Origin of the sequence: Mycobacterium gordonae (assembly GCF_002101675.1) — a bacterium.
In the GTDB taxonomy this organism is placed as follows: Bacteria; Actinomycetota; Actinomycetes; order Mycobacteriales; family Mycobacteriaceae; genus Mycobacterium; species Mycobacterium gordonae.
Genome location: NZ_LQOY01000067.1, coordinates 17,095 through 35,931, shown reverse-complemented (window position 1 = coordinate 35,931; position 18,837 = coordinate 17,095). Strand labels below are relative to the sequence as shown.

The following is an 18,837-nucleotide window of genomic DNA, read 5'->3' as shown; positions in this document are numbered from 1 at the left end:
GCATGCGGGCGGGAATGTCACGGTTCGTGGCGCTATTTGCGGCCGCTACAGTACTTACCTCGTGTGCTAGCTGGCGAGGTATCGCTAATGTGCCACTGCCTGGTGGCCCGGGAAGCGAATCCGGCTCTTATACGATTTATGTGCAGATGCCGGAAACGCTGGCTTTGAATGCCAATAGTCGGGTACGCGTCGCCGACGTTTTTGTCGGCAGGGTACGCGCAATCGGCCTGAAAAACTGGATCGCGACGTTGACCTTGGATCTAGAAAAGGGCGTCAAGCTACCGAAGAACGCCACCGCGAAGATCGGGCAGACCAGCCTGCTCGGCTCACAGCATGTGGAGCTGGCGTCGCCAGCCAACCCATCACCGCAACTATTGAAGAACGGCGACATCATCCCGCTGCAGAATGCGTCCGCCTATCCCACCACCGAGCGGGTCCTGGCCAGTTTTGCCGCGGTGCTGCGCGGTGGCGGCATCCCTAACGTCGAAGTGATCGCAAGTGAAGTCCGTAACATGCTGACTGGGCGGGCCGATCAGATACATGATTTCCTCAAGAAGCTCGACACCTTCACCGCCCGACTAAACGAGCAACGTGATGACATCACTCGCGCTATCGACTCCACAGACCGGCTGTTGACTTATGTAGCCAAGCAATCAGACACCCTGGACCACGTTCTCACCGAGTTTCCCCCATTGGCAAAGCATTTCGCTGAACAACGACAGCCGTTCCTCGATGCGACCAATGCGTTGGGCCGGTTTAGCGACGTCCTCAATCAGACCTTGACGGCGGCGCGTCCCGACTTGGATAAAGACGTGCGCCAACTGCAGCGTCCCCTGAAACAACTCAGCCGGGCTTCGATGGATCTGGTCGAGACGCTAAAGATTGCCTTGACCCTCCCGTTCAGCGCCGACGCCATCCCGAAGGTGGTACACGGCGACTCAATGAATGTTTCGATAACCTTGGACCTCACCTTGAGTGCAATCGATAATGCGCTCCTCACCGGAACCGGGTTCTCCGGCGCACTGCGAGCGCTTGAGCAATCGTGGGGCCGCGATCCGAACACCATGCTTCCCGATGTCAGGTTCGCACCCAACCCCGCCGACGAACCCCCCGAGCGTGACGAGGAGTAGGCAGCATGTTGACTCGACGCCTTCGCCTTCAGCTAACCGTGTTCACTATCGTCACGATGCTCGCCATGAGCGTTCTTGGGTGGCATTATCTGAGGTTGCCGAGCGTCGTTGGGATGGGCCAGTACAGTTTGGAGGTGGATTTACCCACGTCGGGAGGGCTTTATCCCACTGCAAACGTCACCTACCGCGGAATCACCGTGGGAAAGGTAACTCGGGTAGAGCCGACCGAACAAGGAGTTCGGGCCACATTGCGTATCAGCGACCAGTACAAAATCCCAATTGACTCCTCGGCGAACGTGCATTCGGTGTCGGCGGTCGGCGAACAATACATAGACCTAGTATCCGCGCAGAATCCGGCCAAGTATTTCTCGCCCGGCCAGACCATCACTAACAGCACGGTGCCTAAACGAATTGGCCCGACCCTGGATACCGTTAACCATACATTGGACGTCCTGCCCAAAGACAAGATCGCCGGACTACTCGATGAGACAGCTCAAGCGGTCGGCGGCCTGGGCCCAGCCCTGCAGCGGCTAGTCGACTCGACCCAATCGATCGTTGGGGATTTCAAAACAAACCTTAGCGACGTCAACGATATCGTCCAAAACGCAGCACCGATCATCGACAGCCAGGCCAACTCGCGTGATCCCATCGAGCGGTGGGCGCACAACTTAAATACTCTCGACGCGCAGGCCGCGGAAAAGGACAAACAGCTCAAGAGCATCCTGGGCCAGGTTGCGCCGACCGCCGATCAGATTAAAGCCGTGCTCGGCGACGTTCGCGAAACTTTGCCGCAGACCCTAGCAAATGTTGCGATTGTGGCCGATCTGCTCAAGCGGTACAACAAGAATGTAGAGCAATTGCTGGTCATACTTCCGCAAATTCCCGCATTCGGTGAGACAGTGACCGCTGCTTACCCACATACGTTTTCTCTTTCGTTCCAAACGCCAATAAATATGACCCCTGCTTGCCTGACGGGGTTCTTGCCGGCATCGCAATGGCGATCCTTTGTGGACGAGACTCCCGGGCTTTTGACCACGCGATACTGCAAGATTCCGATGGAGGCACAAAACGCGGTCCGCGGCGCGCGTAATTATCCCTGTGTCGATGTTCCCGGCAAGCGCGCGGCCACGCCGCGCGAATGCCGCAGCAAAGAGCCGTATGTCCCGCTGGGGACCAATCCTTGGTACGGGGATCCGAACCAGATTCTAAGCTGCCCCGCACCTGCGGCGCGCTGTGATCAGCCGGTGAAACCCGGCTTGGTCATACCGGCTCCGTCGGTCGATACCGGCATCAATCCGCTTCCTTCCGACCGGGTGACGGGGACGCCTCCTCCACGAAGCGATCCACTGCAACGGCCAGGTTCTGGGAGCGTCCAGTGCAACGGTCAGCAGCCGAACCCGTGCATTTACATTCCTAGCGGTGCTGCAGCTATCTATAGTCCGCAAAGCGGCGAGTTCCTAGGGCCCGATGGCGTCAAATACACCATCGAAGATTCGGCCAAAATAGGAGACGACGGTTGGAAGGAGATGTTAGGACCTCAACCTCGGTGAAGCGGCCGCCCATCGGTGGTGACATCGAACTGGAAGTCGACCGCCCACACCCGGTTGGCCGCATCGGCGACCGTGGTCGGCGCGGTGGAACTGCCGCGGCGGTTGCGTCGTCACCGCTGCGGTACGCGCAGTCCTTCTTCACGCCAAAGCGGCTCTTCGTAATTCAGAGTGCGTTGACGAGTGAGTGCAGGGCTCCGCTGTGCAGCAGTGAGCGTCATCGGTAGTGGGTTAGGTTTCTGAATCCCAGCGCGTTGCGGCGCAGTGCTTCCAGTCGGCCGTTGATCGCTTCGGTGGGGCCGTTGAGGCGTGGTGGTCGAAGAAGGCCAGGATGTCGTTGCGGCGGCGCCATAGAGTGCGGCCGAGTTGGGCCAGTTCCTCGAGCTCGTCGGGGACGCCATGGCGCAGGGTGTTGATGATCGTGGTCATCATGGTTTTGCCGCGGCGGCGGTCGGGGTGGGCGTAGGCGGCGATCAGGCGTTGGTAGAAGCTCCAGCACAGTTGGACCGCGAGGTGGGCCTCATCGGTGAAAACGGCTTCCAGTCGGGCTTTTTGGTGCGCATTGAGCAGCGGATAGCGGGTGCGCAACGTGCCCCGCACAAGGTAAGCGGGTCACCCGTGCGGCCGCGGTGCCCGCATGTCTGTTGTTGGATGCGCTGGCGGCACAGGTCGAGCTTGGCGCCGGCCAGCGCGACGACATGGAAGGGGTCCATGACCGCGGTGGCCTCAGGCAGCTGATCTGTCGCCGCGGTCTTGTAGCCGCCGAACCCGTCCATCGCCACGACCTGCACCTGTTCGCGAAACGCTTAGCTCTGCTCAGACAGCCAGCTGCTCAAGGCGGCTGCCGAACGTCCGGGGACCAGGTCGAGCAGCCGCGCACGGCCGGTGCCATCGAGCACGGGAGTCAGGTCGATGATGACGGTGACGTAGCCCTCTGAGTCGGGTCGACGCACATGTGACCAGCGATGCTCATCAACCCCGATGACCCGCACGCCGTCGAGTCGGCCGGTGTCGTTGGCCACGATCAGCTGGGTGGCGTCCATGGCGATGGTGTTGACAGTGTCCCAGGACAGGCCGAGCTCGCGGGCGACCGCGGCGACGGTGGCGTGGTCGATCATCAGCCGGTGACAGATGTAGCGGGCGCATCTGCGGGTGGTCGACCATCCTGGCCGCGCTAGCGCAGAGGTGTTGTGGGCGAACACTTCCCGCTCACAGGCGGTGTCGACACAGCGGTAGCGCGGCACCCGCAGGCGAAGTGGATGCCCGACCACCGGCACATCAGTCACGTTGCGGATCACAGTGTCACGGTTGACGTCTCGACGGCAGCCCGGACAATGCCGCTGGCCATCATCGAGCAAGTTGCAAAACACCACCGTGGCCTCGCCGTCGACAGCAGCATCGGTGATCGTCACCCCAAGTTCGACCGTGCGCACGATCGTGTCGGCAACAACAGCAGCAGAACAAGACGTAGGCTCGGACACAGGACTCCCCAGAAGGCAGACGACAAAGGTGTAGGAACCTGCATCCTCTGCCCGCCGCCCGTATTAGCTCACCGACACGACCCAATCAACAAGTCGCCGCAGCGTTTACCTGCACTCCATTTCCGGAAGAGCCGGCAAACGGTTCGCTGACCCCCAGCCGGCACCGACGATCAGAACGGTCGATTGATCGGTCACTTGGAAACCGGTTCGTATGTCATGTCCCCAGCCCAGGAGGGCAGTTTGCCGAACACCTGGACGGGGAAATGGTCGACAAGGGTACCTAGCCCCTGGGAAAAGAAATGGAAAGGTTGAGCGCGGTTGATAGTCGCAGACATGTGCGTCCGAAGGATGTGATAAGCGGGAATTCGGCGGGTGAACTCGCTTCGATCGCCGATATTCGAGTAGCGTGTGACCGCGTTGTATAGCTTCTCCTCCGAGAGGCCCCACGCAGTGAGGTTAGCCATCATCCTGGTGAGCAGCGGTATATACATTAGGGAGCCGAGGAGAATTCTCGGATCAATAATGGACCCCACCGTCTCGATCACGTGCACCCGCACCGGGCTGGCGCCGAGGTCATTGAGAACTTGGAAACCCACTGCAAGATGGCGAGATTCGTCACTATTGACCTTACTGAAGACCTCGCCGCACAACGGGTCTGCCACCTCGTCTAGAAGGAACTTCAGCAACGCGCCGTCGAGGGCGCATTCCAACGCCGGGATCGCAGAGCTCATCACCGTCAACGGGAGCGCATCGCTATAGTGGTCGATCCACTCGATCCCCAGCCGAATATTCTTATTCGGCACAGGTGTCTCTCCTGGCTCGAGCATTCCCCAGCGATGCATGAGGGCAAGTTCGGCATTAGCGTGCCGCTGCTCCTCGGCGTGGAAGTAGTGGTAGATCTCTCTTAACGCCTCGAACGGCGCCTTAGGCGCCATCGCCTCGAAAGCACGCGCTCCGACATGCTCGATCCACACCACATCTGACATGAATTGTTTGAGGTGGGGCCGTTGCTCGTCGGTAATCAACTCCGCGCCTGGGGCTTCCCAATCGATGTCGGCAAGCGCCCACTGTCGGTCTTTAATCGTTTGCAGCATATCGCTGTATTCGAACGCCATTTCCCTACTCCGATCTGGTTCTTCAAATCGCCCGGTGGCTATTTACCGCGCGACCCACTCGATGACACCAAGCCCACCGGTATAGCTCCTGGGCGCCATTCTCTCGGCCTGCCATCACAGGTAATGTCCGAACCTTGACCACCAGCTTGGACGACAAGTCCAACGGTCTCCTTAGCCCGTCCCGGATCGATATCGGCGCAGACACCCGCGCACCCCGACGAGCAAGCTCAACGCCAAAGCCGCGGCCAATGCCGCTGCCAGCTCTCGTGACTACAGCGACAGCACCATGAGTGAGCACATCTGAGCCGCCGAATGGCACCAGCCTCATCGGCGACCGCACGCGCGGGAGCCAGCAGGATCCGCAACCACAAACTGGTGGCACTGGCCCTAAGTGTGGGCGCATGACACCAGTTTTGTGCCGCTCCGGGCGCCTTGTCAAGACGCCGCCTGGACTCAGCAAATGCGTGGGTAGACCCGCTCGTCGCGTCAGCTAAGAATGCGCGCGTGCGGCGCACCTGATCAGCCAAGGATAACGCGCTGGATAGGCCCAGCTGGTGGTACTGAAGGTGAGTCAACGCAAGGTGGTGCTGAGGCGATCGTAACCGCTACGTGGGGACGGACAGGGCCGGCAATGGCCGGAATCTCGACCAGTTGTGCGCCATCACCGGCTGGCGTCGCAATCACGTGCGTAACGCACTCAAGGACACGCTGCGCCCGAAGGTCGTCACGAAAAGACGGCCGCAGCCGCCAAAGAATGGGCCGAAGTCCTTGCGGTGCTGACCTTTGCTGGGAATTGTAGGGCATGCTGGCGGCAGACGACTGCCGCCTTATGCTGGGCGGGTTAGACGGGTATGGGGGGCTGGGGCCTCCGCTCACATGTGAACGTGGGTTGCCGTCAGAAAGTTGGTCCTGGTCGGTAGAGCCACAGTTGTGGGAGGCCCAAGTGGTAGTTCAGCGGACGAGCCATTCTGACCTGGCGCTCGCCCTCAGGAGATGAAAATTATGCAGTGGTCGCCTGTCGACGCCGTCTAACAACTCTGGTCCTACGAGGCCGTGCATCGAGCCGGGCGTCGGATGCCGCTGTTGGGCCCTTCACTGTTGCCGCTAGTTGAGCACGAGGATCAGAATCGTTGTCCCCATGCGTTATCCGCGGGCGGCCGCACCTTGAGATGAACAGGTGTGAGTGTGCAGTGAGGAGATGATGGCGCGCGGATTCCCCGTTTCGCCGCGGCCCGCTGAACACCCTGTCCGACGTCGAACACGTCACCGCCGACTATGTCGCCTGGTACAACCAGCAGCGGCTCATGCACCGCCTCGGACGAGTCCCACGCGCCGAAGCCGAAGCCCAGTACTATTCCCAACACGTGACCGACCAACCGGCCGGCTCACAGAACCCCGAGGGTGCATAGGATGGTTCACTTCGGCCGCACTGCTTGAACACAGCGGCTGGAGCGTGCCTCGAGGACGCGACGAGCGGGATAGTGTACAAATTACTGATCGCTGATGCCCCCAACCTCGGCTCCGGCGACATCGGTGCCCGCGCCCCTGCCAAGCGAGCTAGGAGCGGGCGATATCGTAATGAAAATGACTTTCAATAGGCTCGTGGTGGCGTGGCTGCGCGACGGCCCGAACCTGTTGCGGCGGGTACAAGCCCTTAAATGGACAGGCTTTTGAAAAGTTGGCGATACCAGCGGTACCGTATCAGTAGCTTTTCTGATGTGAACTTTCGGTAGGAGGCTGGCGATGGCCCAGAAGATCGCTCGGACGAGGTTGGTGCGGCGTTGGCGCCGCAACATGGACGTGCTGGACGACGCCGAGTATGCCGACGTGCTGCGCGTCCTGTCTGAGGGCTCAGTGCGACGCAATTTCAACCCATACATCGACATCGACTGGACCGCACCTGAGTACGCGGTAGTCGACAACGACCCCCGCTGGAAGTTGCCGGCGACTGACCCGCTGGGCCGGCACCCGTGGTATCAGGCGCAGTCGGAGGAACGCCAAATCAGGATCGGCATGTGGCGTCAGGCCAATGTGGCCAAGGTGGGGCTGCACTTCGAGTCGGTCCTCATCCGCGGCCTGATGGGGTACGCGTTCTGGGTGCCGAACGGGTCCCCGGAGTACCGGTACTGCCTGCACGAGGCGGTCGAAGAGTGCAACCACACCATGATGTTTCAGGAGATGGTGAACCACATCGGCGCCGACGTGCCTGGGATGCGGCGGCAGCTGAAGTGGCTTTCGCCGCTGATCCCGCTGGTCGCTAGCCCTCTGCCGATCCCGTTCTGGTTCGGCATCCTCGCCGGTGAGGAACCCATCGACCACACTCAGAAGAACGTGTTACGTGAGGGCAAGGAACTGCACCCGATCATGGAGCGGGTGATGTCCATCCACGTGGCCGAAGAGGCTCGGCACATCTCGTTTGCTCACGAGTATCTGCGTAAGCGTGTGCCGCACTTACCGCGGCGTAAGCGGTTTTGGCTGTCGTTATACGTGCCGGTGATTATGCGGGTGGCATGCTCGGCGATCGTGGTCCCGCCGAAGGCCTTCTGGCAGGAATTCGACATCCCGCGCGAGGTCCGCAAGCAGGTGTTCTTCGGGTCCCTGGAGTCGCGCAAGGCGCTGCGTGACATGTTCGGTGACGTGCGGATGCTGTGCTACGACACCGGGCTGATGAACCCGATCGCGCGAATGGTGTGGCGGATCTGCAAGATCAACGGCAAGCCGTCGCGTTATCGCTGCGAGCCGCAGCGCCAGCACCTGGTCGCGGTCGCCTAGCGTTGTGAGTCACTAATTTGGAGCAGTAGTTAGCTGATGCTGCCAGGATTTGGTCGGCGGTTCTGATCCAGACGTAGGGTCGAGGATTGTCGTTCCAGATGAATCGTCCTGCAAATCCCGGAGGCTCCTGACCTTGGTAACGAGGATGCAGGTATGCCAACGTTGTGGCTCCACCAGCAAATCATTTCGCCAGTCGTCAGGGTTGGCTCTTACTACCTGGGCAGGCCGAGGCGTTCGGCGAGTCGACGCCCCGCACCGTAGCGCCCGGTGCGATAGAACGACGCCATGATGTCCTCGTAGCGAGGGCCGAGGATTCGGGGAATGGCATCGAAAACTCTTGCGTCAGGACCGATCAGCACCCGCGGCTTATTCTTCTTGACCCCACGCAGTATCGCCCTCGAGGCTGATTCGGGGCTGGTGAACGCGATCCTATGGAAAAGGCGGCTAAGCGTTTCGGGGTCCGAGCCGTCGGGCAGCCCTCGGGCGTGACCGGCGATGTTGGTCTTCACCCCGCCCGGGTGAACGCAGGTCACACCTACCGGATGCCTGGCGGCCCGGAGTTCTTGGCGTAGGGCCTCGGTGAAGCCGCGGACGGCGAATTTGGCGGCATTGTAGGCGCTTTGTGACGGAATCCCGACGAACCCGAAAACCGATGACACATTGACGATGTGGCCATCGCCGGACGCGATCAGGTGCGGCATGAATGCCTTGGTGCCATGGGCCACCCCCCAAAAGTTGATGCCCATCAGCCACTCGAAGTCGTCCCAATCCATGTCGGCCACGTCGGCCGAGAGTGCCACACCCGCGTTGTTGAAAACAAGGTTCACTCTGCCGAATTCACTGACGACATTCTTTGCGTGTTCGTAAACTGCCGGCCGTTGGGCTACATCGAGCTCGAACGGCACCGCCTTAGCTCCGACCTTCTCGCATCGACCAGCGGTATCGGCCAGCGCGCTCGTATCGATGTCCGACAGCGCCAGCTGCGCCCCCTGTTCAGCCAAGCTCAACGCCAGGTTACGGCCGATACCTGAGCCAGCGCCGGTGATTACTGCCACTTTATTGGTGAAGTCCTTCATAAACTGATCGCCTCCGAATGTATTTGGACTGGCCGACGGCCGGTTCCGCAGATCGTTGACACCGCCCCCATCCTCTTCTGTAACAACCAGAGTCCACTGCACTACACGGCATGGCGCTGGGTGCCAATCCCGTCCGGGATGTTCACCGTCGCCACAGGCGCCCGTAGAGCAGCTAGAACCGCTAGGTATCCCGGAACATGAAACGCGAGCCTCCCTGTTACGCGCCGTACGAGTGGTTGCTGAGAGCCTCGATGCCGGTATCCAGCTTGAACGCTCCCTGCTTCCGAGTAAGCAATTTTCCGAACAAACAGTATACGTAACGACTAGTACTATGTACTGCGGTTTGGGCCGATTGTCAAAACAGTTTAAAGGCAGGAGTCGTGGAGGTGACAGCGTACGCGGCGGTGTGATGCGGCTCTCAAACGCAGCGCTTCTACACGTCATTGCGGAGTCTTGCGCGCCCTGTCGATCCGCAGTAACGTCTCACTAAACACCTAGTACTGTCGGTATCGGAAACCGGGTGTTCGAGGAAGGGGTATCTTGTTATGACGAGCGACCACATAGTGCAAGAGGCAGCGACCACTGCAAATGCGGTGAGTGAGGGGTCTCGGTATCCGACGACCCGGCGGATACGTTTCCCGTTTGCCCAGGGCAGCAAGTATTTCGTTAACGACGACATCATCTTCAGCCACTTTCTGGCGAACTTGTCGGGGTCGTTCCCGCCGGGGGAGGAGTTGTTCATTCGGTCGGTGCGCCGGTTTGCCGATGAGATCGCCGACCCTGGGTTGAAGAAGCGGGTGGCCGGGTTTATCGGTCAGGAATCGGTGCATGGCCAGCAGCATCGGGCGCTCAATGACAAGCTCGTTGACATGGGGTATCCGATTGGGTGGTGGGATTCCGAAAAGTTTGTTGATTGGGTGAAACGCATCGAGGAGGTGCTGCCGGCCCGGATTCCGCTGGCGGTGACAGCAGCCGCAGAACACTTCACCGCCGTACTTGCTGAGCGGCTGCTCGGCGATGAGGAGATCCAGGCGATCCCGGGTGATGCGGAGGTGTGGAACCTGCTGAACTGGCATGCGCTGGAGGAACTTGAGCACAAGTCGGTTGCCTTTGATGTATTCCGCTCGGTGCGGGGTACCGAGCGGGTGCGTCGACGTGTGATGGCGGTAATGATCCCCCTTCTGCTCCTCCTCATAACCGCCGTACTGGCTTGTTCGGTGGCGCGGGATCCCGAAGCGCGCCGTCAGCCAGTGCGACTGGTGCGTGAGACCTATCGGCTCTACCGCGGCCCCATTCTTCGTGGCGTGATCCCAGAGCTCAGGCAATACCTGCGACCGGGATTTCATCCCGACGACATCGACACCAACGCGTTGCTGGAGCAATGGCAGGAGGAACTCTTCGGCACCGAGGGGGCCCTGGTCGGCTACCTGAAGTGACCGACCACCACACTCAAAACAAAGGAGAGTGTCATGGTAGCTAGTCACGCAGCAGTTGCGAACACAGGAATGGCACCGGAAAGACCAGCAAAAAAGGCGTATCCGAAAACTCGCCGGATTCGGTTCTCATTCGGTGATCCGCAGCCGATGCAGCGTCACTTCGTTGAGGGCGACATCGTGCTTAGCCACCTTGTGGCGTTGCTGTCGGGCATATTTCCGCCCGGCGAGGAATTATTTATCAGGTCGGTCCGGCGCTTCGCCGATCGGGTGACCGATCCGGAGTTAAAGAAGCGGGTGGCCGGATTCATTGGTCAGGAGTCGGTGCATGGGCAGGAACACCGCCGGCTCAACGAGCAATTGGTGGACAGGGGCTATCCCCTGGTCAGTTTTTTCATGTTCGATGCCAATAGTCGGCGGCAGCGGCTGTTGGTGCGGATCGAAAACCTGCTGCCCGCGCGGGTACCCCTGGCGGTCACTGCAGCGGCTGAACACTTCACTGCCACGCTGGCTGAGCGAATGCTAGGCGAGGAGTTACAGAAGATCCCTGGTGATCCCGAGGTGCGAAACCTGCTCAACTGGCACGCGGTGGAAGAGCTGGAGCACAAATCGGTTGCCTTCGACGTTTACCGGTCGGTCCGCGGGCCGGAGTGGCTTCGCATCGGTGTGATGGGGGTTTTATACGTTCTGGCCATCCCGGTGATAACGATCGGCGTGTTGCTGTCCATCGCGACGGACCCTAAAGGGTGGCATCCGATCAAAGTGACGCGTCAAGCGCGTGCTGTGTTTCGAGGCCCGCTGCTCAAGGGTTTGATGGCCGACCTGCGCATCTACATGAAACCCGGCTTTCATCCCGACGATGTCGACACCCGTGCGCTGCTGAACAAGTGGCAGCAGGAACTGTTCGGGACCCATGGCACCCTTGTGGGTTACCAAAAGTAGCAGCAAGTCCGGCGAGCCCGAATTGAGTACAAAAGTCGAGATTGAACAGTTACCTGCTGCCGAGCGTGTCACTCCTGACCATGACGTCGTCATTGTGGGCGCTGGGTTCGGCGGTATCGGCGCCGGTATCGCCTTGCAACGGAGAGGTATTCACGACTTTGTCATCGTCGACAAGTGGGATCGGGTGGGCGGCACCTGGCATGCGAACACATATCCGGGTGTGGCGGTGGATATTCCGTCGTTTGTCTACAGCTTTTCCTACGAGCAGCGCGGTGATTGGTCGCGGATCTTCGCTCCGGGTGACGAGCTTCGGGATTACGCCGATGACGTCGTGGACCAATACGGCCTGCGTGAGAAGCTTCGGTTGAACACCACCGTCGCCTCGGCGGTGTTTGATGAGCACAACAGTCTATGGCGATTGACCGCCGCCGGCAACCAGGAGATCACGAGCCGATATGTCGTAATGGCGGTCGGCGGCCTGGAACGCCCGAAGATGCCCGATATCCCAGGTTTGGACGAGTACGGGGGTGCGCTCGTGCACACCGCGCTATGGGATCACGACGTGGTGCTGGCCGGTAAGCGCGTCGCGGTGATCGGCACGGGCGCCACGGCGCTCCAGCTTGTCCCGGCCATCGTTGACGAGGTCGAACATCTGACCGTCTTCCAGCGAACGCCGATCTGGGTGTTCCCCAAACCGGATATGGAGATCAAGTCCGTCGGCCGATGGGTCCTGGGCCGTAAACGAATCCGCTCGGCTATCCGCACGGTGGGCACTGTCGCAACTGAGATCGGGATGGCGGGGATGTGGGTCGGTCCAGGGTGGCTAGTGAACGGGACTCGCCAGCTGCTCGAGCTAGCTACACGCCGCTGGATGCGTCGGCAAATCGAGGATCCAGTAATTCGGGAGAAGCTGATCCCACACTATGGCTTGGGCTGCAAGCGCCCATCGATGTCAAACGACTACCTCCGCACATTCAACCGCGAAGATGTCAGCCTGGTCACCGATGCGATCGAGTGCATAACCAGGAAGGGGGTGCGGACAGTGGATGGTGTAGAGCACGAGGTCGACGTGTTGATATGCGCGACCGGGTTCAAGCTGTGGGATACGGGTGCAGTGCCACCCTTTCCCGTCATCGGGCGCGACGGCATCGATCTCGGGCGGTTCTGGTATGAGCAGAGATACCAGTCGTATCAAGGCGTGTCTGTTCCCAAATTTCCGAACATGTTCTCCATCACTGGGCCTTATGGCTTCGTGCTGGGATCATATCTGTGGATGATCGAAGCGACGTCGGCTCATCTGAGCCGCGCTATAGCCGAGGCGAAGCGCTGCGGCGCGACGGTCTGCGAGATACGTCAGGAAGTCCACGACGAGTATTTCCGGAAGTGTTTGAAGCGCCAGGAAAAGAACTTTCTGTTCACTCCGACCTGCGCGGATTCGAATACCTACTATATCAACAGCCAGGGCGATTCACCGTTTCGGCCGTCGACGCATGGCGAAATGTATTGGCAGAACCGACATTACAACCTTGATGTCTACCGCTACAGTACGGGCGTTAAGCTTCCGGGTGCGATCGGGGCCATGAGGAAGGAGAACGCGTGAAGGTCAATCGGTTGCGTCCACGCGTGGTGGTGGTCACCGGGGCTGCAAGCGGTATTGGCCGGGCGACAGCGATCAGGTTTGCCAAGCTCGGCGCCCATGTCGTGGTGTCCGACATCGATCTGGATGCGGCACAAGCGACCACGGCGATGATCCGTGGTCATGCCCGCAGCGCGTCGGCGGCGCAATTGGATGTTATCGACCCCGATGCCTGGGAGGCGCTCGCTCGCAGCGTGTTAGCCGATTACGGATACGCCGATGTGCTGGTCAATAACGCAGGAATCTTGGTGGGCGGCCCGTTCTTAGAGCTGCGTCCGTCGGATTGGGAACGCCAACTCGGTGTGAACCTAATGGGCGTCGTTCATGGGTGCCGTTTCTTCGGCGCCCAGATGGTTGAACACGGCGGTGGCCATATCGTCAATATCGCCTCGGCGGCGGCATTCACGCCCACCCCGGTTATGTCGCCGTACTCGGTTTCCAAAGCGGGCGTGAAGATGCTGACCGAATGCCTGCGGCTCGAGCTCGGACCGAAAGGCATCGGCGTCAGCGCGATATGCCCGGGTGTGATCAATACCAATATAGGTGATCGCGCGGTGGTTGTCGGCGTCAACCACGAACTGATCGAACAAGGAAAACAGTTCACCAAGAAGCTCCAGGAATTTGGCGAGAAGTTTCCGATCTCACCGATGAGTCCCGACCTCGTCGCTCGCGCCGCCGTGCGTGCTGTACGGTTTGATCTCGCGGTCGTACCGGTGCGCACCGAGGCCTGGCTGGGCTATTTCATGCTCCGCATTGCCCCCGCTGTCAACCGCCGTATGACACAACCATTCTCAGTGGAGGCGTTGCAGCGGCTGGGCACTCGCCTGTTGAGCACCCAGCGCGCCACGAACCAGGACAAACTTGTCCCCCGTCGAGCCGATTCGGCGGCGTCGGTCGTCAGCACGGGAAAGTAGTCTGCTGACGATCAATGGCCATTCCGAAGTCGAGTGTTTCCGACATCATCAGTCCTTCCCGCCAAGCTCACGCCCGGCGTGTCAGACCAAGATCAGATCCACCGTTGTTCAGACAGTCCCAGGTATGGAAAATGACCCCGACGAAATCCTGCCCCACACCCGTAAACGGGTTTCAGACGCAGGACCCTAGTAGCGCAGGGCTTCAAGTGCGGCGCGGACCAAGACGCCGGTCGCAGCGACCAGGCCGACGCTTATCCGGCCCGTTCGAACATCTACGCTCGAGGAGCTTGATGTACGCCATACAGCTTGACGACTTGTCGACGCGCGTCAAACAACCAGCAGGTCAGTACGGCCCTCAGCCCGCAGCAGCTCCTCGTACCGCGGGAAAAGCTTCTTGGCGACGGGAATAAGCTTCAGGATCTTTGGAACCGGCCCCTTGGCGCGGACCTGGCCTTTGGCCAGCGCGACAGCGAGATTGAGGTTGCCCTGCCAAAACCGGTTGGCCATGTCAGAGGTCATGAACATCGCTACGGTAGGCTTGATGTCACAGTTCCCGGTGAACACCTTCTTATTAGGCATGTCGACCGTAACCTGGATATCCGGGTCAGAGCAGTTGAGCTGCAGCACAACACCGGATGCCGCTAGTTGATCGGCGATCGACTCATCGTCCACCGCCTCCTCGAAGATCCCGGCAATGTACTTCGTTGCCTCGACGCCGTCTTTGAAAACGCCCATGACACAACTCCTAGTCATTTGATGGGGTGGTGATGGTCGGGACGCCGCGAGGTCTGACCGAAAAACCACGATGATGATGTCGTGATAGATCGGCAAAGCTGACGGCGACGCGGCGGGAGCTCATGCGGCAGCTGACATTGTGGGTCGAAGCCACAGCTATCGCCTGTCCGAATTTTGGCAGAGAGGTCAGAATCAACCTCCGCGCCAAGCGGCCGCGCGACACGTGGCCCCGGCCACCAATCTGATGCCAATCCCTCAGCTCCTGGATCTTTTGATGTATCAGCTATCTTTGCGCGCTGCCCAGTCGTATAGCTTTCCGATCTTCGTGTAGCCATTGTCCGGGACAAATGCCGCCTCGACCCGCCCGTCGTGAATACAATCGACGGGGCACAGCGGGACGCACTTCCCGCAGTCGATGCATTCATCGAGGTCGATGACGAATCGGCCCAGGAAATCGTCGGCCTTCTTGGATATGGCATCGACCCGTCCCGGGCACGAGTGCTCACACGCTCCGCACCCGATGCACGTGTCATCGATGTAGAAATGGCCTCGCCGAGTGCCGCTCATGCTCTTTCCTTTTCTTCAGCGGCGACTCACAGCCGAGCGCTCTTGTTGATGAAATGCTGCAAACTCTGGTTGTAGCGGAAAAACATGTCCTTGCCCAGAGGATCAGATGACCAGACCCGTATCGGCGTCGACGCCATGCTCAAGGCGTTGAGGGTGTGATCGAGGTCCGGTCGGCCGTCTCCGGCGCGGATGTTGTCCACCATGTCCAGCCACGAATCACGGTCGGTTTCGATGACGAAATCCATCGACTCCAACCCTGTGTCGCTGATCTCTTTGATCTCGCTCACCTCGAAGCCGTCGAACGTGAGCTGGACAATCAACGCAGACCCATCTGGGCCGCCATCGAAGATGTTGACGGCAAACCGGCAGTCGACCTCGCCGAGTTTACGGAACTCGGCGAGGTCAGCCTTACTGACCTCCGCCAGCCTGGTGAACCACTCAACGGTAGGAAGATCTGCGCTCGTACTTACGCCGTCCACGGCATCTCCAAGGGGATCGTCACCTTCTCGCGACGGTCAAACCCGGCCCGCTCACAGCGCTGCAGGTACTCCTCAATAATCGTCCCCCACAGGAACGACACACCCTCCATACCTTCGTCGATCTTGTCCACTCCACCGCCCATAAGAACGGCCAGCGGTTCCAACAGCCCGGGACTGCTCAGTGCGGTGAGGATGATCTGCTCGCCAAGATCGGCGAAGCGATGCATATCCGAAAGCGCCTTTTCCCGATCAGTCGAGCTGTCGAGGAAGTTCTTCAATTCCAGGGTCCCGTACGACACGTGACGGGCCTCGTCCTGCATGCAGCGCCGGAAGATCTCCTTGTCGACATGCGTCTTGGACAGGTACTCCCCGGCCCGGAAAATCGTAAGGACAAGCCCTTCGCCCAGCACGTTCAGCAGGAACGTGCCCTGGGTGTGGCTCGGCGACTCGAGGATCGCCTTCAGTGCCCACTCCAGGGCCGGGCTGGCGTGCAACAAGCCTCCCCCGCCGGCGAGGGCACGCTTTCGGAACACCTCCATGTGGCGGGCCTCGTCCATCATCTGCGTCACGAGGAAGTTCTTAACCTCGTAGAAATCCGGTGAGGTGCGATACACCCACCGCGACGGAAAGTCACCGGCGACGAACTCAACCTCCGTCAAAGAGGTAGCCAGCTGGCACGCCGCCTTCTCCAGATCCTCACTGGCGGGCTCCAGCTCGTTCCACGGAATATCGCTGGTGGAGTTCCACTGCCGTGCCTTGGCCTCCTCATACAGCGTCATGACGTTGTCCGCCCAGGCCTCCTTCTTGTCGAGGATGTCATAAGCGTCGATGGTCGGCATCTGGTCAACATAGGGCTCACGCACAGAGCCGCGCGGGGCGAAGTTGCGCCACGTCGTGTGCTCGGGCAGCGTGCCGTAGGCTGGCGGGCGGTTGATGTCGGTATAGGTCAACCCCCGCGAACTCGGGCGCGCGCGAACACCCCAATTGGCCTTGTCGGTGTTCATCCAGTGCAGCGAAAACGAGCCGCGCCCGAGCCGGTCGAGGTTCTCCTGCAACAACTCAGCCCAAATCGTGTTGTCCTCCCGAAACTTCTTCTCGTAAGCCGCCAACGCCTCGTCTTCGAGCGGAGTTTCACTGGGAAGCGCCTGCATCTGGGTCAGCATCTCGGTCATGTGGTGATCCTTCACATTAGTGACCTAATCCATTCGTAGCGCCAGCGTATGGCGCCGCTCACATCGCGTGTAAGGTCCGGCAGGGTGTCAATGGCCAAGTAGAAGTCCCCGCTGGTGGCCACGTGAAGTCCCCACCCCGTTGCGGGTGATTGGCTAACTCTTGTTGGCTCCTTTCTTGTGGTCGGCATGACGCATCCGGTAGGACTCGCCGGAGGTGATGACGATGGTGGCGTGGTGCAGTAGCCGGTCGAGGATGCTGGCGGCGGTGGTGTGCTCAGGCAGGAATCGTCCCCACTGTTCGAAGGGCCAGTGCGAGGCGATGGCCAGCGAGCGGCGCTCGTAGCCGGCGGCGACGAGCCGGAACAACAGTTGGGTGCCGGTGTCATCGAGCGGGGCGAAGCCGATCTCGTCCAAGATGACGAGGTCCGCGCGCAGCAGTGTGTCGATAATCTTGCCGACGGTGTTGTCGGCCAGGCCGCGGTAGAGCACCTCGATCAGGTCGGCGGCGGTGAAGTAGCGGACCTTGAAACCGGCGTGCACGGCGGCGTGTCCGCAGCCGATGAGCAGGTGACTTTTCCCGGTGCCGGGCGGACCGATGACCGCTAGATTCTGTTGGGCCCGAATCCATTCCAGGCTCGATAGGTAGTCGAACGTGGCCTGGGTGACCGATGACCCGGTGACGTCGAAGCCGTCGAGGGACTTGGCGACGGGAAACGCGGCCGCCTTGAGGCGGTTAGCGGTATTGGACGCATCCCGGGCAGCGATCTCAGCCTCGACCAGGGTCCGCAGAATCTCCTCAGGGGTCCAGCGTTGCGTCTTGGCCACCTGCAGCACCTCGGCGGCATTACGACGCACCGTGGCCAGCTTCAGCCGACGCAGTGCGGCGTCGAGGTCGGCAGCCAATGGCGCCACCGAGGGCGGGTCCACCGGTTTGGCCGTGTTCGTGGTGGCGGTCATGATGCCGTCCCATCTGTCGACGTGCCGGCTATCTTGTAGGCGTCCAGAGATCGGGTCGGGGCGCTAGGCAGATCCAGGACCAACGCATCCCCGGCGGGCCGGGGTTGTGGGGTGCCGGTGCCGGCATCGAGGATGGAGCGCACGTCGGCGGCGCGGAACCGCCGAAACGCCACCGCCCGGCGCAGGGCGTCGACCAACGCCTGTTCACCGTGGGCGGCACCGAGCCCAAGCAGGGTGTCGATCTCGGATTTCAGTCGGGTGTTGCCGATCGCGGCGGCACCGACCAGGAACTGTTCGGCTTCGGGTCCAAGGGCGCAGAATTGTTTCTCTGCTTGGGTTTTCGGGCGTGGCCCGCGTGAGGGTGCTGGGCGGGGTCCGTCGTAATGGTCATCGAGGATCGAGACTTCACCCGGGCCGACCAACTCGTGCTCGGCCACGATGACCCCGGTCGCCGGTTCCAGCAGGATCAGAGCGCCGTGATCAACCACGGCCGCCACCGTGGCCCCGACGAGCCGCTGGGGCACCGAGTAGCGGGCCGAGCCGTAGCGGATGCACGACAGGCTGTCGACCTTGCGGCGCACCGACCCAGCCCCGATCTCGAGCCGCAACGACGGCAGAGCCTTGAGAACGGTGCGCTCCTCAACGAGTCGCTCATCAGGCACCGCGCAGATCTCCGAGTGCACCGCGGCGTTGACCTCGGCGCACCAGGCCGCGGCGTGGTCGTTGAGGGCTCGTAGATCGACCGGCTCCCCGGCGATGGCGGCTTCAGTCAGCAGCGGGACAGCCAGGTCGTCTTGGGCGTAGCCGCACAGGTTCTCCACGATCCCCTTCGATTGCGGATCCGCGCCATGGCAGAAGTCCGGGACGAACCGGTATTCTCT

General features: G+C 60.7%; 14 protein-coding genes and 5 pseudogenes. 8 read left to right on the top strand and 11 right to left on the bottom strand.

Annotated elements, in window-relative coordinates:
• Positions 1 to 2: 2 nt before the first annotated feature.
• Together AWC08_RS10605 and AWC08_RS10600 are read left to right on the top strand one after the other, a co-directional pair.
• Positions 3 to 1,130, top strand: coding sequence for a virulence factor Mce family protein (locus tag AWC08_RS10605; RefSeq protein WP_033721559.1), 1,128 nt, complete (start codon positions 3 to 5; stop codon positions 1,128 to 1,130).
• Between the two features lie 5 nt (positions 1,131 to 1,135).
• Positions 1,136 to 2,680: an MCE family protein gene (locus AWC08_RS10600; protein WP_007172264.1), complete on the top strand. Its 1,545-nt coding sequence runs from the start codon at positions 1,136 to 1,138 to the stop codon at positions 2,678 to 2,680.
• On the opposite strand, the pseudogene AWC08_RS10595 reads toward AWC08_RS10600, so the two are convergent.
• From AWC08_RS10595 to AWC08_RS39395, 4 genes and pseudogenes are all read right to left on the bottom strand, one after another.
• Positions 2,680 to 2,829, bottom strand: a pseudogene (locus AWC08_RS10595) (IS3 family transposase); the annotation flags it as partial. The gene AWC08_RS10600 and the pseudogene AWC08_RS10595 sit on opposite strands and share 1 nt — an antisense overlap.
• Before the next feature lie 65 nt (positions 2,830 to 2,894).
• A pseudogene (locus AWC08_RS10590) lies at positions 2,895 to 4,113 on the bottom strand (ISL3 family transposase).
• Between the two features lie 236 nt (positions 4,114 to 4,349).
• Positions 4,350 to 5,273 carry a ferritin family protein gene (locus tag AWC08_RS10585; RefSeq protein ID WP_007172267.1) on the bottom strand — a complete coding sequence of 308 codons (924 nt, stop codon included), beginning with the start codon at positions 5,271 to 5,273 and terminating at the stop codon, positions 4,350 to 4,352.
• Positions 5,274 to 5,386: 113 nt separating this feature from the next.
• A pseudogene (locus AWC08_RS39395) lies at positions 5,387 to 5,601 on the bottom strand (SDR family NAD(P)-dependent oxidoreductase); the annotation flags it as partial.
• A gap of 877 nt (positions 5,602 to 6,478) precedes the next feature.
• Between AWC08_RS39395 and AWC08_RS10575 the strand changes: the two are divergent.
• Together AWC08_RS10575 and AWC08_RS10570 are read left to right on the top strand one after the other, a co-directional pair.
• A pseudogene (locus AWC08_RS10575) lies at positions 6,479 to 6,682 on the top strand (IS3 family transposase); the annotation flags it as partial.
• A gap of 346 nt (positions 6,683 to 7,028) precedes the next feature.
• Entirely contained in the window at positions 7,029 to 8,045 is a 1,017-nt protein-coding gene (locus AWC08_RS10570; protein WP_033721575.1) for an AurF N-oxygenase family protein, read from the top strand.
• Positions 8,046 to 8,257: 212 nt separating this feature from the next.
• Here AWC08_RS10570 and AWC08_RS10560 read toward each other — a convergent pair whose 3' ends face one another.
• The gene (locus AWC08_RS10560; RefSeq protein ID WP_007172270.1) at positions 8,258 to 9,121 is read right to left on the bottom strand and encodes an SDR family NAD(P)-dependent oxidoreductase; all 864 of its coding nucleotides are present in this window, start codon (positions 9,119 to 9,121) and stop codon (positions 8,258 to 8,260) included.
• 545 nt (positions 9,122 to 9,666) lie between these two features.
• Here AWC08_RS10560 and AWC08_RS10555 point away from each other — a divergent pair.
• The 4 genes from AWC08_RS10555 to AWC08_RS10540 all read left to right on the top strand — a co-directional run bounded on the left by AWC08_RS10555 (position 9,667) and on the right by AWC08_RS10540 (position 14,046).
• Positions 9,667 to 10,557, top strand: a complete 891-nt coding sequence (locus AWC08_RS10555; RefSeq protein WP_170826031.1) for a metal-dependent hydrolase — start codon at positions 9,667 to 9,669, stop codon at positions 10,555 to 10,557.
• A 69-nt stretch (positions 10,558 to 10,626) separates the two neighbouring features.
• Entirely contained in the window at positions 10,627 to 11,496 is an 870-nt protein-coding gene (locus AWC08_RS10550) for a metal-dependent hydrolase (RefSeq protein WP_007172273.1), read from the top strand.
• Complete coding sequence (locus AWC08_RS10545; RefSeq protein ID WP_007172274.1) at positions 11,468 to 13,096, top strand: flavin-containing monooxygenase; 1,629 nt, start codon at positions 11,468 to 11,470, stop codon at positions 13,094 to 13,096. The genes AWC08_RS10550 and AWC08_RS10545 overlap by 29 nt, the downstream gene beginning before the upstream one ends.
• Positions 13,093 to 14,046 (top strand): SDR family NAD(P)-dependent oxidoreductase, encoded by a 954-nt coding sequence (locus tag AWC08_RS10540; RefSeq protein ID WP_007172275.1) that lies wholly within the window; start codon positions 13,093 to 13,095, stop codon positions 14,044 to 14,046. Before AWC08_RS10545 ends, AWC08_RS10540 begins: the two co-directional genes overlap by 4 nt.
• A 327-nt stretch (positions 14,047 to 14,373) precedes the next feature.
• Here AWC08_RS10540 and AWC08_RS10535 read toward each other — a convergent pair whose 3' ends face one another.
• From AWC08_RS10535 to AWC08_RS10510, 6 genes and pseudogenes are all read right to left on the bottom strand, one after another.
• Positions 14,374 to 14,781 carry an SCP2 sterol-binding domain-containing protein gene (locus tag AWC08_RS10535; RefSeq protein WP_007172276.1) on the bottom strand — a complete coding sequence of 136 codons (408 nt, stop codon included), beginning with the start codon at positions 14,779 to 14,781 and terminating at the stop codon, positions 14,374 to 14,376.
• 279 nt (positions 14,782 to 15,060) lie between these two features.
• Positions 15,061 to 15,348, bottom strand: coding sequence for an NADH-quinone oxidoreductase subunit I (locus AWC08_RS10530; RefSeq protein WP_007172277.1), 288 nt, complete (start codon positions 15,346 to 15,348; stop codon positions 15,061 to 15,063).
• 26 nt (positions 15,349 to 15,374) lie between these two features.
• A complete protein-coding gene (locus tag AWC08_RS10525; protein ID WP_007172278.1) occupies positions 15,375 to 15,827 on the bottom strand; it encodes a hypothetical protein in 453 nt (150 codons plus the stop codon).
• Complete coding sequence (locus AWC08_RS10520) at positions 15,815 to 16,999, bottom strand: ferritin-like domain-containing protein (RefSeq protein ID WP_007172279.1); 1,185 nt, start codon at positions 16,997 to 16,999, stop codon at positions 15,815 to 15,817. Before AWC08_RS10520 ends, AWC08_RS10525 begins: the two co-directional genes overlap by 13 nt.
• A gap of 153 nt (positions 17,000 to 17,152) precedes the next feature.
• Entirely contained in the window at positions 17,153 to 17,956 is an 804-nt protein-coding gene (gene istB, locus AWC08_RS10515) for an IS21-like element IS1612/ISMav1 family helper ATPase IstB (RefSeq protein ID WP_042909844.1), read from the bottom strand.
• Positions 17,953 to 18,831: pseudogene (locus AWC08_RS10510) on the bottom strand (Mu transposase domain-containing protein); the annotation flags it as partial. The gene istB and the pseudogene AWC08_RS10510, both read right to left, overlap by 4 nt.
• Positions 18,832 to 18,837: the final 6 nt, after the last annotated feature.

Bases quoted from the DNA above. Each gene is read 5' to 3' on its own strand.
- AWC08_RS10605 (WP_033721559.1), top strand. From the start codon at position 3: ATGCGGGCGGGAATGTCACGGTTCGTGGCGCTATTTGCGGCCGCTACA.
- AWC08_RS10600 (WP_007172264.1), top strand. From the start codon at position 1,136: ATGTTGACTCGACGCCTTCGCCTTCAGCTAACCGTGTTCACTATCGTC.
- AWC08_RS10585 (WP_007172267.1), bottom strand. From the start codon at position 5,273: ATGGCGTTCGAATACAGCGATATGCTGCAAACGATTAAAGACCGACAG.
- AWC08_RS10560 (WP_007172270.1), bottom strand. From the start codon at position 9,121: ATGAAGGACTTCACCAATAAAGTGGCAGTAATCACCGGCGCTGGCTCA.
- AWC08_RS10555 (WP_170826031.1), top strand. From the start codon at position 9,667: ATGACGAGCGACCACATAGTGCAAGAGGCAGCGACCACTGCAAATGCG.
- AWC08_RS10550 (WP_007172273.1), top strand. From the start codon at position 10,627: ATGGCACCGGAAAGACCAGCAAAAAAGGCGTATCCGAAAACTCGCCGG.
- AWC08_RS10545 (WP_007172274.1), top strand. From the start codon at position 11,468: ATGGCACCCTTGTGGGTTACCAAAAGTAGCAGCAAGTCCGGCGAGCCC.
- AWC08_RS10535 (WP_007172276.1), bottom strand. From the start codon at position 14,781: ATGGGCGTTTTCAAAGACGGCGTCGAGGCAACGAAGTACATTGCCGGG.
- AWC08_RS10530 (WP_007172277.1), bottom strand. From the start codon at position 15,348: ATGAGCGGCACTCGGCGAGGCCATTTCTACATCGATGACACGTGCATC.
- AWC08_RS10520 (WP_007172279.1), bottom strand. From the start codon at position 16,999: ATGACCGAGATGCTGACCCAGATGCAGGCGCTTCCCAGTGAAACTCCG.
- istB (WP_042909844.1), bottom strand. From the start codon at position 17,956: ATGACCGCCACCACGAACACGGCCAAACCGGTGGACCCGCCCTCGGTG.